Source organism: Psychrobacter okhotskensis (assembly GCF_965638355.1).
Taxonomy (GTDB): domain Bacteria; phylum Pseudomonadota; class Gammaproteobacteria; order Pseudomonadales; family Moraxellaceae; genus Psychrobacter; species Psychrobacter okhotskensis.
Genome location: NZ_OZ281822.1, coordinates 304,637 through 319,705 on the forward strand (window position 1 = coordinate 304,637; position 15,069 = coordinate 319,705).

Consider the following 15,069-nt stretch of genomic DNA (forward strand, 5'->3'; position numbering starts at 1 on the left):
AATGAGGACACGCCCTAGTCTTCATTATAGCCAAAGACAGGGCGATATTGGGCTGATTTTGTGGCTTTTACTTAACTTAATGCTATAGAAGTGCGCAATTAAATAGGGTTGTCGATATAGTGTTCACTCATCAGTCGCTCGTCTGCGTAGCTGATAATAATAGCGGTGTGTTACGATACCAGTCATGTAAAACTTTAGACTGTTTTTAGATCAACAAACCATTCATAAGGAAAATGATATGACCGCCAGCCGCACTGCCAATTCTATTGAGACCGCTAGCACCAACGAACACTATCCGCATTTATTTGAGCCGTTAGATTTGGGCTTTACCACGCTTAAAAACCGCATGGTTATGGGCTCGATGCACACAGGGCTTGAAGACCGTTTTTATAATTACGGTAAGCTGGCAGCATACTTCGCAGAGCGTGCCAAAGGCGGCGTGGCGATGATGATTACCGGTGGTATTTCACCCAATCGCGAAGGCTGGTTGTTGCCTGCTGGCGGCACCATGAATACCAGAGCGGACGTCATCAATCATCAGCGTGTGACCCGTGCGGCACATAAATATGACAGCAAAATCATCATGCAAATCCTGCATAGTGGTCGTTATGGCTACCATCCATTTTCGGTGTCATCCAGTCCGATTAAGTCACCAATCACGCCGTTTAAACCACGCAAAATGAGTATCAAGAACATTGAGCAAACGGTCGAAGATTACGCACGCTGCGCCAAATTAGCCAAACAAGCGGGTTATGACGGTGTCGAAATCATGGGCTCTGAAGGCTATTTGCTCAATCAGTTTTTATCGCGTCATGTCAATAAACGTACTGACGAATACGGCGGTGATATTCAAAATCGCATGAAGTTTGCGGTTGATGTGGTAAAAGCGGTTCGCGAAGCGACGGGTGAAGATTTTATTATCCTATTCCGCTTGTCAGTCATTGATTTGGTCAAAGACGGCAACGTCATGGATGAAGTTATCATCGTTGCCAAGGCGCTAGAAGAAGCGGGTGTAACCATCATGAATACGGGTATCGGCTGGCATGAAGCGCGTGTTCCAACCATTGTCACTAGCGTACCGCGCGCGGCTTTTGTAGATTTCACTGCTGAGATTAAAAAACATATCAGCATCCCAATGATGGCAGCCAACCGTATCAATATGCCTGAAACCGCTGAAGATATCGTCGCCAGTGGGCAAGCCGACATGATTCAAATGGCGCGTCCGTTTTTAGCGGATCCGCATTGGGTCAACAAAGCTAAAGAAGGCCAAGCCGATCGCATCAATACCTGTATCGCCTGTAACCAAGCCTGTCTTGATCATACTTTTGAAAATAAACGCTCAACGTGTTTGGTCAATCCACAAGCTTGTTACGAGACAGAATTGGTTTATAAGAAAACCAAAAAGCCGAAAAAAGTCGCCGTCATCGGTGGTGGTGTTGCTGGTATGTCAGCGGCTCACGTTGCCGCGCTACGTGGGCATGACGTTACCTTATTTGAAGCAAAAGACATCTTAGGCGGGCAGTTTAATTACGCCAAAGTCATCCCTGGTAAAGAAGAATTCTTTGAGACCATTCGCTACTATATCAATGAGCTTGAGCACTTAGGCGTTGAGATTAAACTCAATAGCAAAGTCGATAAAGCCATGCTTGAGAAAGCCAAGTTCCATCATGTCATCGTTGCGACAGGCGTAGTACCAAGAAGCTTAGAAGGCAAGCTAGAAGGTGCTGAGCTGCCACAAGTGATGAGCTATGCCGAATTGCTCTCTGGTGAAAAATCAGTCGGCGATACGGTGGCAGTCATCGGCGCTGGCGGTATTGGCTTCGATGTCAGCGAATATCTAACCGCGCGTCATGGTCAGCCTTTAGATGAGCTCGGCCCTGAGACCTTAAAAGACCCAAGCTACCGCCCTGAGCCGCAGTCTATCAGCGAGTGGCGCGCAGAGTGGGGCGTCACTGACGATACTAACTATCAAAGCGATGGCGGTTTAATCCGTCCTGAAGGCATCAAGCCAATTCGCCAAGTGTATCTGATGCAGCGCACCAAAGGCCGCTTAGGCGCAGGTCTCAATAAAACCTCAGGCTGGGTACATCGCGCACACGTTAAATCACACGGCGTCATCCAAGTATCGGGTGCGCAGTACAATAAAATCACCAACGAGGGCATTTGGGTCACCAATCCGCAAGGCCAAAGCCAGCTGCTGCGTGTCGATAGCGTGGTCGTCTGTGCCGGTCAAGAGTCGGTAGTTGAGCTGATGCCAAATGTTGGCGATGCGCCAGACGCGCAATATCATTTGATTGGTGGGGCGAAACTGGCTGCTGAACTGGATGCTAAACGTGCCATTCGTGATGGGGCAGAGGTTGCGGCGAGTATTTGAGGGTTTGATTTTTTGTAGTGAATACAGAAACGGCGAGATTAATTATCTTGCCGTTTTTTTTGTTTAAATAGTTTGCAATTATTCGCTCTTTAGAAGAGCGTAAAAAGTTATATTTGTCTTTAAATCACTATTTGGGTAAAGGCTAAGAGATATGAGAAAAGAAAATTTTCAATTTGGTGACGTAAATTTTAAATGGGGTGACAAGTTAGCTGACGTTAAGTCTCAACTCCCTGAGAAAGACACGATGACTCTTTCTAATGAGGCAAGCTATATGCCTGAAATAGTCACCATAAAACTACCTAAGTTTTGGACTCTTAATGTTGCTCACTGTCATTTTAGTGCAGTAGATGATGACCGACTGATTGATTCAATATGGATTAATATTCCAGCACAACTACTCAATAGGCAACAAGTTATTAAAAAGCTTACAGCCTATTTAGGACAAGGATCAGATTATTCCTCCGATAGCCATTACTATAGTGATAATGTAGTAGAACACTGTGAATGGGTATTTGATAATTATAGAATTAGCGTCAGTATGTATGGTGGCGTAAGAGAGGAAGACGATGAAAGAATTATCGGTCGTTTGTCCATATGGTTGACTGACGTAGGGCTTTTAGATGCCTTATATTCAAAGCCCATAAGAGATATGGAAGCTAAAATGGTGGATCAAATGGTTCTTAGCTCTATTCAAGCCTTCCAGACGCAGCAGGCACAAGACATGCGCCGATCGAGAGAAAGAAACATGTTCCCAAATTATCCTGCTGACTTTGTTGTCCGAGCATTTGATGGACTGCATAAAGAAGCTCTTTTTCAGACCCCATTAGCGATACGATCAAGCATAACTGAATCTCAAATTTGTACGTGGCAATCTTTAGCAGGAGATTATTATCTGTCGGAATATTGGCAAACGGTAAAACTAGAAAAAGATCTTAACTGTAGTTGGAATAACCTGCTACCCACCAAGTTTGGTGGTGTCTGCTATGTCTCGATAGGAGGTTTAGTGATTACTGACGAGCATAGTAGACCTGAGACTAAAGTATTTATTAAGCATCTCGAAAAGATACTGGAGACTAAAATTAAATATAGAGAAAGTTATAGCGATTAGCAAGCGTAGGCTGGGTTTTTAACCCCGCGTTTTGACTTAATATTTTTAATTTCAATATAGATAAAGTTTAGCTTATCGTTGCTCCGAAAGTTCGAACAGACAAACTCTTTTTACTCACGTTCTAATACAATACCGTCAAAATAACCTCGCATACCACAATGCCGCTCTCTAAATTGATTATCAGGATCTGTTAACACTAACTGCGTTTTGCCTTTATGAGATGCTGGGTATAAATGCAATTCAGTAGCTTCGTTTTGCTGCTCATCACTGATAACCCAGTGATTCTGTGACCATGTTGCCTTACTAACTTCAATCTCACAGGTATGCGCATTGGTAAAAATTAAAACGCCTTCAATTATGGCAAGGTAAGGCTTGTTAGCGACTTTATGAATGGATATAGAGTTTTCAGCTTCTTCGGCATCATCCCAACGCTCAGTATCTGGATTATACATTGAGATTTGAGTAGACTCTGAAAATTTACCAAACGCATTTTTGCTAGGTAAATCGGAACGATTCGGCTTGCTTGAATCACTTTTAGACAAAGCATCATGACTTTTTTCTTCAATATACTCTTTATACTCACGGATAAGACACGATGTATCTTTACAGGTATTACGTTGGAACTTTAGCCATGTTCGTTGCTCATAAATCACCCAATCTTTACTGTCTTTATCATTTGACTCGTTAATGAGATCATTTTTATATTTCTTTGCCATCGCTTCATCAAGCTTGGATAGCTCAGTGCTTTCGCAAATGGTTTTTTCTACCCAAGTAGTCGCTTTTTTACAATCAAAACTTGCTGAATTTGCATAAGTAGATAGTAGACAAACACCTAAAGTGGTAATGATAGCTACGGCTGATTTTTTCATGTTATTCTCATCGTTTAATGCTTAATTTCGAAAATTGATACTATTGTTCTAAAGCTGAATATGAATATAGCATTGTCACTATTAAATAACCTATAAATGCTACGCTAAACCTATCAGCAACACTCAATCGTACTCATCACTCACGCCATAAAAAAGGATTTTATAATGGTAGTGTTAAAGACCCTGTTTAAATGGATCGTTTTGCCTATTGTAGCGCTACTCATTATTATCAGCTTAGGCTTAGTGGTGACAGGCAACGCTTATATTTTTCGTGGCTTACAGCTCACTTATCTGAAAGGTGAAAATACCGCCAATATCGATGATTATGTCGATTTTGATAACCGTACTATCCGCGCAAAAGATACTATTGAATGGGACAAAGATGCTAACTTTGGGCAAGTCAAACTTACGCCTACCTTGAAAAATGCTTTGGATACTGACGAAACCGTTGCCTTTGCCATTATCAAAGATGGCAAGCTGCTGTACGAAAATTATTGGCAAGGTTACAGTGCCGACTCGCATACCAACAGCTTCTCGATGGCAAAAACCGTCACCACCATGCTGTATCTCAAAGCCGTGGAAGATGGCTATATATCAAGCGTTGATGAGCCAATTACCAAGTGGCTACCTGAATATGCGGATAACAAGTATGCGCAAAATTGTACCCTCGCAGATTTCTCAGCGATGACTTCGGGCTATGATTGGACGGAAGATTATTACTTTCCTATCAATCCTACAGCCGAATCGTATTATGGTCATGATTTAGTTAAGCAAATGGTCAATCGTGACTTTGTTGAGCCTTGTGTTGACCAGTTTGAATACTCGTCCGGCGATACGCAAATGCTTGGCATAGCTTTGTCGCGTGCTTTAGAGCCGCATGGCTATACCATCTCTAGTTATCTAGAAGAGAAGTTTTGGCAACCACTCGGTATGCAAGGTGACGCTTATTGGTCGCTTGATGGCTCAGAGAGCATCGAAAAAGTATATTGCTGTCTCAATGCCAGCGCTTTAGATTTTGCCAAATTTGGGCAGCTATTATTAAACGGTGGCGAGTGGCAAGGCGAGCAGCTACTCAGTAAAGAACATGTTAAGTTTATGATTACGCCCAATGCCGCAGCATTTGCAGACGGGCAAGCGCAAGTTTACGGTCATTCGGTGTGGACGGATATGGACAGTCCGATTCCGTTTTATGCCATGCTGGGTCATTTAGGTCAGAGAGTATTAGTGCTGCCCGAAGAGAACGTAATTATCGTCAGACTTGGCAAGCAGAAAGGTTTGCCCACACCAATAGAGGGATTTCATTTAGAGCCAGATTTGGGTCAGTATGTCACTGAGGTGAAGAAGATGTTGGATAGTTTGGCGGAGTGATGGGATTGTTAGACATTTCATAAATTAGTGGTTGTATGGGCTAAAAAATACTGACTCATACAACCGTCATTATCATTGGCTCATTTTTTCAATATCACCCAATGTGAACTCAGTTTCTTGGGTGCTGAAGATAGTGATGCCTGTATCGTCAATTTTATCGTTCATCACCAATCTACCAATGCGATTACTGGCTTCTTGATTGCCTTGATCTGCCGCTTTTTTATACCATTCAAAAGCTGTGTCATAGTCTTGCGGCACGCCGTAACCATTCTCGTAGAGACCACCAATATTAAGCTTTGCCATATCTGAATCTTGAGCGGCAGCTTTTCTGTACCAACCCAATGCTTTGGTGTAGCTTTGCGGCACGCCTCTACCAAAATAGTACATCGTACCAATATTTCCTTGAGCATCGACAGAAGCACTACTAGGATCTATATTATTAGCTGATAACAAATACCACTTCATGGCCTTTTTATAGTTTTGATCAATACCTTTTCCACTTTCGTACATAATAGCTAGGTCGGTTTGAGCGTGAGAATATCCTTGTATAGCAGCTCACTGAACCCACTCAAATGCTTTGTGATAATCTTGATCTACACCAATACCTTCGTGATACATAATGCCTATATGATGTTGAGCAGGCGCATAGCCTTTAGTAGCAGCTTCTTGAAACAGTTTAAAAGCTTTGTCATCATCTTCAGGAACTGAGTCGCCCTCGTAGTAGGCTAGCCCAAGTTTGTATATCTCGGTAGGGGTGCTTTGATTTGATAATATAGGTGTGTTTGATGATTCCGCTGAGCAAGCAGAAGCTAACAAACCACTGAATAGTATTGTAGCCAGTAATAAAGGCTGAATTAAAGGCTGAATTAAAGGCGTGATGTTTTTTTGATACATTGAAATCTTATTCGAAATTATATATTTAATAGGGTGATTTGTACTCATTTGCTTATAGGTTTTACCTTTTAGTACTAGTGTGTAACCTAGTTACTCTGTTCGAGTGAAGGCTTATGATAATACATAGGGTTGATGCATCCCCATTTACGAGTTGGCGTTACGAGAGTCTTTTCGTTTGAATAAACTTCGATTTTAAAACTGCAATAAGGTTGATGATTTACGTATTGAGGTTCGCTAGAAAAAGTCGTACCTTTTAGACTGTAATACTTATCTTCTTCAGGACCTGCAAGTTTATAAAAAAAATCAATACTTATATATAAGCTTTTATTTAGTAGGTTGTTCCTGTGAACTTTAAGAACTCTAGATTGGTCGTTTTCCACAGTATATCTATACGTATAACTTTCCATTTCCGATATAGTAGGCTCAGTATCTAACCTAGCATACTGAAAGTTTGTAGCTCTTATCGGTTCGCTTGTCTTATTAATAACGGTAAATTTTTTATTGGAAATTAAGTAGAGAAATGAGAAAGTTAATAAAACAATACGGTGTAATGGACATTATTCATGCTGGCGTAGGGTCTAACGCTATATACTGTCTATATTTGCAAGGAATCAAAGCCATGAATCAAAAAACTGCCCTTTTTGTCGTGATAAACACACTAAAAAGAACGGACGCAAGCTAGGCAAACAACAGTATCAATGTCTAGCTTGCAAACGGCAGTTTTTAGGTGGCAAAAGACTCAATAACCAAACCCTTTGGACGGAATACACTCAGGGCAAACAGACCTACAAACAACTGGCTGACAAGTATAGCTGTAGTCTTAAAACCATTCAAAGACGCTTAGACACAGTCAGTATTGACTATCAAGTTAAGCGACCGAATACTGCTAACATCATCATGGACACCACTTACTTCGGTCGTAAGTTCGGTTTAATGGTTTTTATGGACAATACCACTAAAGCCGTTCTTTACTACGCGATAGTCAGTCATGAAACCAACAGTGCCTACAAACAAGGAATTGATCATCTAGCATCGTTAGGCGTTGATATACAAAGCATCACCTGTGATGGTAGACGAGGACTGCGTACGTTATTCACCCGCACCCCTTGCCAGATGTGCCAGTTTCATCAGGTGCAAATAGTGACCCGCTACCTCACTCGTCGACCTAAGAACAGTGCCAGTATCGAGCTTAGACGACTTACTTTAGAAATAAAACTGCTTGATAAAGAGGCGTTCATACAGCGCTTAGATCACTGGTATGTGACTCATGAAGCCTATCTCAATGAACGTAGTACCAATGACGATAACAGTAGAACGTGGTACACGCATAAGCGCCTTAGAAGTGCTTATCGTAGCCTCAGAACCAATAGTGATTGGTTATTCATTTATCAAGAATATAAGCATTTAGATATACCAAATACCACCAATTCTCTTGAAGGATTATTCAGCGAGCTCAAGCGACAATTACACAGTCATCATGGTCTAAATGAGCAGCGTAAGTTGCGGTTTATTAAAGACTTTTTAGGGTCAAAGTCTCTCAAATAGCATGAATTATGTCCATTAGCGACTACCTTCTACTTTTTAGCATGAATTTTGTCCATTACACCAACAATACTATTAAGGAAGATTTTTATTATCATTGTTATCTGATGCCATTACCTTATTGGTTTAAGTAAAGCAGGTTACTTTGTTTGAATAGGATACTCAAATCTTTCAATAAATCTTAATCTATATCTTTCCTTATCATCCATTCCACCTATTACTACTGTGTATTTGTCGTTAGTCAAATTTGCATATTCGCTTTTTTTCAATCCTAGTAAATCATCATTCATACAGATACTTTCGCCCTCTTCTAATTTATAGTATTTTTGAGAGTTTGGCGATGCTTGCCAAATTTTTTTATTAGATAATGGGTCGTTTCCAAGTACTACATCCACATAAGATAAGTTTATAAACTTTAAATCATCATATTTCTTGGTTGATGTTAAGTATGCGGTTTCAAATTTTGGTAAAAAACACAGGCCTTTTTCATCGGTATTTACTAAACCAATAGCTCCACCAATCGGTGGTCTATGAGAAGGGTTACTTTCGCAGGCAACTAAAGAAAATAGCGCCGCTATAAGGGTTAATGACTGAATTTTACGGTAGTAAATTTGCATTTGAAGAGTCCTTTATGAAATTTGAGAGTATGCTTTTATAAATATCTTGATTTGTTCTATAAAGCATACCTGATTGACTCACAATTCTATCGATATCAGTATCATGAAAGTAAGAATAATAATCCGCAATAATATCGCCTTGCTGTTCCATATTATAATCGCTCAATGTCTTAGAATTTTCTAACACGTAGTTATAAGGATCACACCCATTCAATTTACACCACGGGTGTAATAGAGCGCCTTTTATCATCACAGAATAGCCCAACTGATGCTGCCAGACATGTACCATCTCATGTATGAATAGATGTCTTAAGCCTGCATCTTGAGGTACTAAATTTGAAAAATCATCTCTATACAAGCCTTTAGGAAAATAAATCTCGCCATTTGGCGTCATTACCGTATCGTCGTTCTGTAATCCAAAAGGTAAGAATTCATCGTTATGAATATAGACATCAGTATAATCAATTGAATTAGCAAAAACTAAACTTGCCATACTGATTTCGCCTGATGTTAAAGCTCGCTTAGTTTGTATTCCAAACTGCTTAGCCGTGTTATCAGGTATAGGCGTTAGAGTATGTGCAAAAATTTTAAAGTCCGACGTACTATTACCTATACTGGGTATTTTTATTTTTATTTGTTCAGCTTGTGACAACTCAATTTTTTCAGTATTTCCATTTTCATCTGTTTTGCCACTTATTGATCCTTGAGCATGCTCAATAATATATTCTAGTGATTTTAGTGGCTGTTTCGTTAATTCATCAATAAGCTGAATAACATCATTATATGTGTCATTACCCATTATCTTATCGAAATACTCTTTAGCCTCTCGCCTTATTACCTCAGCCTGCTCAACTCCCATCACATCAAATCCTGACTCTGCAAATGACTGCTGACTAGCAATCAGTTTAGCGCCGCAGCTGGTGACATCGCCGCCGCGTGCGATGGGTGCGCCATCGACGATAAAAGAAGCATCGCCACTAAGAATAGTGGTCACCTTTTTGCATTTCTTGCAGATGACTTTATCGCCTTTACGCGAGACTGGGATACCGTTATGAGTAGTATGCGGTGAGCCGGAGATGACCGTACCGCCATGAGTGGTCTTTGCGCCGACTGTGATATAGGCTGCCATAGTGCTACCTTGCTTAAACGTTTAAAGTTTGGACTTTTATAGCGGATCTATTATTTGCATCACATTATAGATGGTAAAAGCGTAAAATATCAAACTTAAGTTTGTCTAAATTTATGATTTATACGGCAAGCTCAGTCGGCGTAAACTATGAAAGATTTTGAAAAATTGAACACAAAAGAAAATTGAGTCCTTTTATTTATTATTAATAACAAGCAAAAATCTAACCTTCCATCTCTCCAATTAGCCACACAGACACGTCATCAATCTGCGCTGCCAACTCAGGATGTGCTGTGCATAACTCTTCAAACTTAGCTTTAATCTCATGTTTATCGTATTTAATGTCCGTCAATGTGTCTTTTAATAGGTCAATTAATTCAACGTTTAGCGCATCAGAGAAGATAACCACATCGCGTATCACTGCTTGCTTCACATCAAGGTGACAATCAATGATGCCCCAATCAAATCGCGTCTCAATGTGATGGGTAAATTCAGGGGTTTTACCAAAACGCCAATCCCAATCTGCCATTTGCTGATAGTATTTATTCAGGTTAGGTTGCTTGGCGAGACTGGCTTCATCCAATTCTTCTACTGGCGCAGTGTCGCCATAATCAGTGTCACGATAGTATTCGCAAAACGCCTCGATAATCGCCTCGGATAAAGTCTCGTGATTGATGTCTTCATTAAACTCAACCAAGTTGGCGACACGCGCACGGACAGATTTTATGCCTTTGGCTTTGAGCTTAAGCGGATGCGGATTGAGATAATCGCCCAGCTTTTGCATATTGGCATTGACCAATAATGTGCCGTGATGAAAGCTGCGATCAGCAGCGTGTTTAAAGGCGCTGCCTGATATCTTTTTATCACCGACTTGCATGTCGTTACGCCCAGATAAATCCGCGTCTATGCCCAGTTTCTTTAACGCATTAATAATGATGGTAAAGTTCGCTTCTTGGTCGTAGTCGGCTTTGGGCGATAAAAAGGTAAAGTTGGTATTGCCCAAATCATGAAATACCGCGCCGCCGCCACTTTGACGCCGCGCCAGAAACACATCGTCGGCTTCCATCTTATCGATTTTGCATTCTACCCATGGGTTTTGCGAGCGCCCAATGACCACGGTCTCGCTATTGCGCCATAAAAATAGCGTGTGTGAGTCGGGATTGAGGGTATTAAATATCCAATCCTCGGTGGCAAGGTTAAACCAAGGGTTGGTGACGGCAGACTTTAAGATGCGCAGTTTCATTTATCTGTCCTTTTTTAAGGTATGAGTTTAAGAGTTTTAAAATTAACAACTATTTTATACGGGTTAAAATAAAAAAAAGTTGGCAAAAAAATCTATAACTTTTACTGACTTTATGGAGTGACTAGGTATAATGCTACCTAACATAAGTTTGAGCGATTTTATATTGGATTAATGCCTACTAAAATGGTTTTTTATAACGTAGTAGAATCGCCCATAAAACACTCATTATTAAAATAGTGACACTCAAAAATGAATAGTACACCAAGGAAAGTCAAGTTCTCTACTATCATGAGCCTTCTAAAAAAGAAGCCAATTGCACTGTTTTTTGGATTACTATTTTCTTTTTTTGCCTTGCTGATGTTCGTTATTTTTACCCTGATATTCTCTTTTACGGGTAATGACAGTCCAAAAATAGACTATGAGTTAATCGACTCTCAAGGTATAGAAACGAGCGCTGAAGTCACTGATATTCAGGTCGAAAGCAACGTAACCATAAACGATGTTCATCCGACAATCATCTCATACCAGTACCTCAAAAATAATGAGGCAGTTAGGTCTAAATACAAAGTTCTGGAAGGTGAAAGAATCGAAGCGCTCCAAGTTGGCGATAATCTCGCTATTAAAGAACTAAATGGTCAATCAATCATACAGAATTTAAAGCCTTACCGCTTTCCAGTGGCGTTACTTTTTCTGATACCTATACCGTTCCTGCTATTTGGCCTGCCATTTTTAATTTATTTATTTATTAGCACCAGAAAAGAGCTAAAGCTCTACAAGTACGGGCAAGTTGCTACGGCACGTATCGTTTCTATGATGCCAAAATACGCCATTCCTATTATCAATTTAGGACAAGGCGTCATCGTGCATTATGAATATGAAACGAGAAGTGGCAATAAAGTGATAGGGGAATCGTTAACCACAGATTTCTCAATTATAAGTGATAAAAGAACAGGGGACGATATTCCGATCTTTGTAGCGGCGAACAATGAATATCAATCATGCGTCATTCCCAAGCTAGAATCGCTTCGCAATAACTGGGGTATTCATTTTGAATAAGAGTGTTCTTCATAAACCTCTCCTTTATTATGCAAAATATTCCTGAAGAATAGCCGCCATATTACGCTCAGCAAGTCCCGTGATAAAAACATACGGATTGACGGATTGACGCCAGCGCTACTAGGGATTAATGTGCCATCTCACTCAACCTTATAATCGACACAAATCACGCCAGTTAAACAGTCTCTATTATCATCCATTTTCCATGGCGAAGGTTTTTGCAATACTTCTGTTAATTGATAGCGGGGAATTTCCCAATCGTCTATCTTATTGCCATTATCATCCTTGTTTGGCACGGGATACTTTTTCTTACGCTTACTATCGGACAACGCCATAAAATCAAGAAAAGTGTGCGCGTCTTGAGCCAAGATACTACTCGGACGCTTGGCTAACTGCTGTATGGCTTGCTTGTACTTGGGATTAATAAACTCATGTATAGAGTCATCTGTCCATTGGGTATTGTTGGATCCGTAAAACAGTATATAACGGTACGTCGCAAATAAATTTTTGGCATCTTCAATAAAGTAGCTGTCTGGGTATGTTTTAACATAGTTCTCCCAAAACACAGCGCGGGCCATCACCTCGTCAAAAGACACCGCCACCGCACCATCATTCCAAAAAATATCCTGATTGTCTTTTGCCATACGCTGAATAAACATGGCTTGATCTGCAGGTAGATAAGGAGCAAATAGGTCTGCTATCGCCTTTAGATTATGATGAAATTTGAAGATGCCTTCGCCTACATACAGCACGCTAACGTCAGCGTTACTCTGCACCAATTCACTAAGATATCGTTTACGTGGGCTCAGTGCTTTTAGTTGTTCAACGGATAATTGTTTGCCTTGATTTATAGTCTCTGCTACATCGTGAAAGCTTGCATAGTCCATAGAATCATTAGAACCCAAAAAACGTCCGTACAGTGCTTGATATTCTGTTAGCCATTGCAGGATTTCGACGTTCGCAGTCATTGGCAAGCAAGCATTTAATTGTCGTTGGATACCACGAATATCTTCAATTTTACTTTTGTCATCAATGTCCTTCATAGAAGCACTGAGCTTAGTGCACACCAGCTTATTTGTTAACTGTTTTTCAGACAATGCGACCAATGCATTAGTGAGTGCTCTTGGCGTTTTTGCTTCTATTAATGGCTGCGTGCTTGGCTGTTTTGCCGTTTGCGTGGACATTGATGACTTATTTAATGTATCTGAGTTATCTGAGTTGTCTGAGTTTTTTTCATATCAGATGGAGGTTGGCAAGCGCTCATAGCAAATAATAGGCTTACTCCCATCATGAGTGACAATGTGGTCTTTTGCATATGCGGTATCCTTTGAGTACGTCCTAAAAATGGTAGCCATCATAACCATTGTCGACTAAATAGTGTCAGTATACAGCGGCTATGTCAGCTGATGACATAATCAGCCAATATTATTAAAGTCATTTGCTTAATATCATCATAAGAGGACTTGAATAATGAGTATTATCAATACCGATATCATGCCATATCGGTGTTTTTGTTTGTAAAGTTGCCTTGGAATAGCCGAATGTGCCCCCTATAAAGAACACGGATTATCAATACACTGCTTAGTCATTAAGTGAGTAATCTGAATTAGGTTAGCGCTAAGAACTGAGCACTATTGCTCCATTATAAATCAAACTACTATTCTATTTTTATAACGAAAAACGAGGCATACCATGGCACACGATATTTTATTTGAGCCTGTAAAAATGGGCACACAAACGCTAAAAAACCGCATTATGATGGCCCCACTGACACGTCTGCGTGCCGTTGAGCCAGGCGATGTCCCTATCACATGGGCAGCAGAGTACTACTCGCAGCGTGCAGGGGCGGGCCTTGTCATCACTGAAGCGACGCAAGTATCGTTTCAAGCAAAAGGCTATGCAGGCGCACCAGGGCTACATACTCAAGATCAAGTCACTGCATGGAAAGCCATCGTTGACAATGTCCACGCTAAAGGTGGCAAGATCGTCGTCCAGCTATGGCACACAGGACTTGTCTCACATGAAAGCGTACAACCTGAACGCCGTGCACCAATTTCAGCCTCAGATGTCGATGTAGGTATCCGTACCTCATTGCGTGATAGTGACAACCAAGCCATTCGCGCGGATGCCACGCCGCCGCGCCCAGCCAGTCTTGATGAGATTCAGCAAGTGGTTACTGACTTTGCACATGCAACCAAGTGCGCGCAGGAAGCGGGGTTTGATGGTATTGAGATTCATGGCGCGCATGGTTATTTGCTGCATCAGTTTTGGGCCGAGCATACCAATCAGCGTGACGATGAGTACGGTGGCAGCCGCGAAAACCGCGCGCGTCTAACCTTGGACGTGATTGATGCTTGCGTAGAGGCATGGGATGCTGATCACGTGGGTATTCGTATTTCACCACTTGGCACGTTCAACAATGTTGAGGGAGGCTACGAAGAAGACGATAACATTTGGCTGATTGAGCAAATCAACAAGCGTGGTCTAATGTATTTGCATCTGTCAGAGCCAGACTGGGCAGGGGGTACGCCTTATAACGATGAGTTCCGCCAAAACGTACGTAATGCTTTTGGTCAACTGATTATTGCCGCTGGTGGCTATGATGCGGACAAAGCTGAGAAGAACATCAAAGCAGGCTATATCGATGCGGTAGCATTCGGTCGTGATTATATTGCCAACCCTGATCTCGCTGAACGTATTCAAGAGGGCGCACCGCTCAACGAGCAGCATCCAGAGAGCTTCTATGGTGGCAGCACGGTTGGCTACACTGATTATCCGTTCCTGAACCAAGCGTAAAGTCGCATCGATCAGCCTTAATGCTGAAAAGATGAGTAATAGCGTTATAGACAATAAAAAGCCACCTTACTATCAT

General features: G+C 41.2%; 12 protein-coding genes and 2 pseudogenes. 6 read left to right on the top strand and 8 right to left on the bottom strand.

What is annotated here, in order from left to right:
• Window positions 1-238: 238 nt before the first annotated feature.
• Together ACSUPM_RS01295 and ACSUPM_RS01300 are read left to right on the top strand one after the other, a co-directional pair.
• On the top strand, window positions 239-2,374 hold the full coding sequence (locus ACSUPM_RS01295; RefSeq protein ID WP_436880105.1) for an FAD-dependent oxidoreductase: 2,136 nt from the start codon (window positions 239-241) through the stop codon (window positions 2,372-2,374).
• A gap of 151 nt (window positions 2,375-2,525) precedes the next feature.
• The gene (locus ACSUPM_RS01300) at window positions 2,526-3,482 is read left to right on the top strand and encodes a hypothetical protein (protein ID WP_201578293.1); all 957 of its coding nucleotides are present in this window, start codon (window positions 2,526-2,528) and stop codon (window positions 3,480-3,482) included.
• A 110-nt stretch (window positions 3,483-3,592) separates the two neighbouring features.
• Here the strand turns inward: ACSUPM_RS01300 and ACSUPM_RS01305 are convergent, their stop codons facing one another.
• Window positions 3,593-4,351, bottom strand: coding sequence for a lysozyme inhibitor LprI family protein (locus ACSUPM_RS01305; protein ID WP_101211664.1), 759 nt, complete (start codon window positions 4,349-4,351; stop codon window positions 3,593-3,595).
• A gap of 165 nt (window positions 4,352-4,516) precedes the next feature.
• Between ACSUPM_RS01305 and ACSUPM_RS01310 the strand changes: the two genes are divergently transcribed.
• Window positions 4,517-5,719: a serine hydrolase domain-containing protein gene (locus ACSUPM_RS01310; RefSeq protein ID WP_436880106.1), complete on the top strand. Its 1,203-nt coding sequence runs from the start codon at window positions 4,517-4,519 to the stop codon at window positions 5,717-5,719.
• Between the two features lie 168 nt (window positions 5,720-5,887).
• Here the strand turns inward: ACSUPM_RS01310 and ACSUPM_RS01315 are convergent.
• The 3 genes and pseudogenes from ACSUPM_RS01315 to ACSUPM_RS01325 form a co-directional block, all read right to left on the bottom strand.
• Window positions 5,888-6,004: pseudogene (locus ACSUPM_RS01315) on the bottom strand (tetratricopeptide repeat protein); the annotation flags it as partial.
• Between the two features lie 72 nt (window positions 6,005-6,076).
• Window positions 6,077-6,229: pseudogene (locus ACSUPM_RS01320) on the bottom strand (SEL1-like repeat protein); the annotation flags it as partial.
• Between the two features lie 45 nt (window positions 6,230-6,274).
• Complete coding sequence (locus ACSUPM_RS01325) at window positions 6,275-6,661, bottom strand: tetratricopeptide repeat protein (protein WP_436880107.1); 387 nt, start codon at window positions 6,659-6,661, stop codon at window positions 6,275-6,277.
• A gap of 549 nt (window positions 6,662-7,210) precedes the next feature.
• Between ACSUPM_RS01325 and ACSUPM_RS01330 the strand changes: the two genes are divergently transcribed.
• Entirely contained in the window at window positions 7,211-8,158 is a 948-nt protein-coding gene (locus ACSUPM_RS01330) for an IS256 family transposase, variant Zn-binding type (RefSeq protein ID WP_436880307.1), read from the top strand.
• A gap of 137 nt (window positions 8,159-8,295) precedes the next feature.
• Here ACSUPM_RS01330 and ACSUPM_RS01335 read toward each other — a convergent pair whose 3' ends face one another.
• From ACSUPM_RS01335 to ACSUPM_RS01345, 3 genes are all read right to left on the bottom strand, one after another.
• The gene (locus tag ACSUPM_RS01335) at window positions 8,296-8,772 is read right to left on the bottom strand and encodes a hypothetical protein (protein WP_436880108.1); all 477 of its coding nucleotides are present in this window, start codon (window positions 8,770-8,772) and stop codon (window positions 8,296-8,298) included.
• Entirely contained in the window at window positions 8,753-9,901 is a 1,149-nt protein-coding gene (locus tag ACSUPM_RS01340) for a PAAR domain-containing protein (RefSeq protein ID WP_025651890.1), read from the bottom strand. The genes ACSUPM_RS01335 and ACSUPM_RS01340 overlap by 20 nt, the downstream gene beginning before the upstream one ends.
• Before the next feature lie 220 nt (window positions 9,902-10,121).
• On the bottom strand, window positions 10,122-11,141 hold the full coding sequence (locus ACSUPM_RS01345; protein ID WP_025651891.1) for a lipoate--protein ligase: 1,020 nt from the start codon (window positions 11,139-11,141) through the stop codon (window positions 10,122-10,124).
• A gap of 249 nt (window positions 11,142-11,390) precedes the next feature.
• On the opposite strand from ACSUPM_RS01345, the gene ACSUPM_RS01350 reads away from it, so the two are divergent.
• Entirely contained in the window at window positions 11,391-12,197 is an 807-nt protein-coding gene (locus ACSUPM_RS01350) for a DUF3592 domain-containing protein (RefSeq protein WP_350588297.1), read from the top strand.
• A gap of 140 nt (window positions 12,198-12,337) precedes the next feature.
• Here the strand turns inward: ACSUPM_RS01350 and ACSUPM_RS01355 are convergent, their stop codons facing one another.
• Entirely contained in the window at window positions 12,338-13,381 is a 1,044-nt protein-coding gene (locus tag ACSUPM_RS01355; RefSeq protein ID WP_436880109.1) for a hypothetical protein, read from the bottom strand.
• 508 nt (window positions 13,382-13,889) lie between these two features.
• On the opposite strand from ACSUPM_RS01355, the gene ACSUPM_RS01360 reads away from it, so the two are divergent.
• The gene (locus ACSUPM_RS01360) at window positions 13,890-14,993 is read left to right on the top strand and encodes an alkene reductase (protein ID WP_025651894.1); all 1,104 of its coding nucleotides are present in this window, start codon (window positions 13,890-13,892) and stop codon (window positions 14,991-14,993) included.
• Window positions 14,994-15,069: the final 76 nt, after the last annotated feature.

Bases quoted from the DNA above. Each gene is read 5' to 3' on its own strand.
- ACSUPM_RS01295 (WP_436880105.1), top strand. From the start codon at position 239: ATGACCGCCAGCCGCACTGCCAATTCTATTGAGACCGCTAGCACCAAC.
- ACSUPM_RS01300 (WP_201578293.1), top strand. From the start codon at position 2,526: ATGAGAAAAGAAAATTTTCAATTTGGTGACGTAAATTTTAAATGGGGT.
- ACSUPM_RS01305 (WP_101211664.1), bottom strand. From the start codon at position 4,351: ATGAAAAAATCAGCCGTAGCTATCATTACCACTTTAGGTGTTTGTCTA.
- ACSUPM_RS01310 (WP_436880106.1), top strand. From the start codon at position 4,517: ATGGTAGTGTTAAAGACCCTGTTTAAATGGATCGTTTTGCCTATTGTA.
- ACSUPM_RS01325 (WP_436880107.1), bottom strand. From the start codon at position 6,661: ATGAGTACAAATCACCCTATTAAATATATAATTTCGAATAAGATTTCA.
- ACSUPM_RS01335 (WP_436880108.1), bottom strand. From the start codon at position 8,772: ATGCAAATTTACTACCGTAAAATTCAGTCATTAACCCTTATAGCGGCG.
- ACSUPM_RS01340 (WP_025651890.1), bottom strand. From the start codon at position 9,901: ATGGCAGCCTATATCACAGTCGGCGCAAAGACCACTCATGGCGGTACG.
- ACSUPM_RS01345 (WP_025651891.1), bottom strand. From the start codon at position 11,141: ATGAAACTGCGCATCTTAAAGTCTGCCGTCACCAACCCTTGGTTTAAC.
- ACSUPM_RS01350 (WP_350588297.1), top strand. From the start codon at position 11,391: ATGAATAGTACACCAAGGAAAGTCAAGTTCTCTACTATCATGAGCCTT.
- ACSUPM_RS01355 (WP_436880109.1), bottom strand. From the start codon at position 13,381: ATGTCCACGCAAACGGCAAAACAGCCAAGCACGCAGCCATTAATAGAA.
- ACSUPM_RS01360 (WP_025651894.1), top strand. From the start codon at position 13,890: ATGGCACACGATATTTTATTTGAGCCTGTAAAAATGGGCACACAAACG.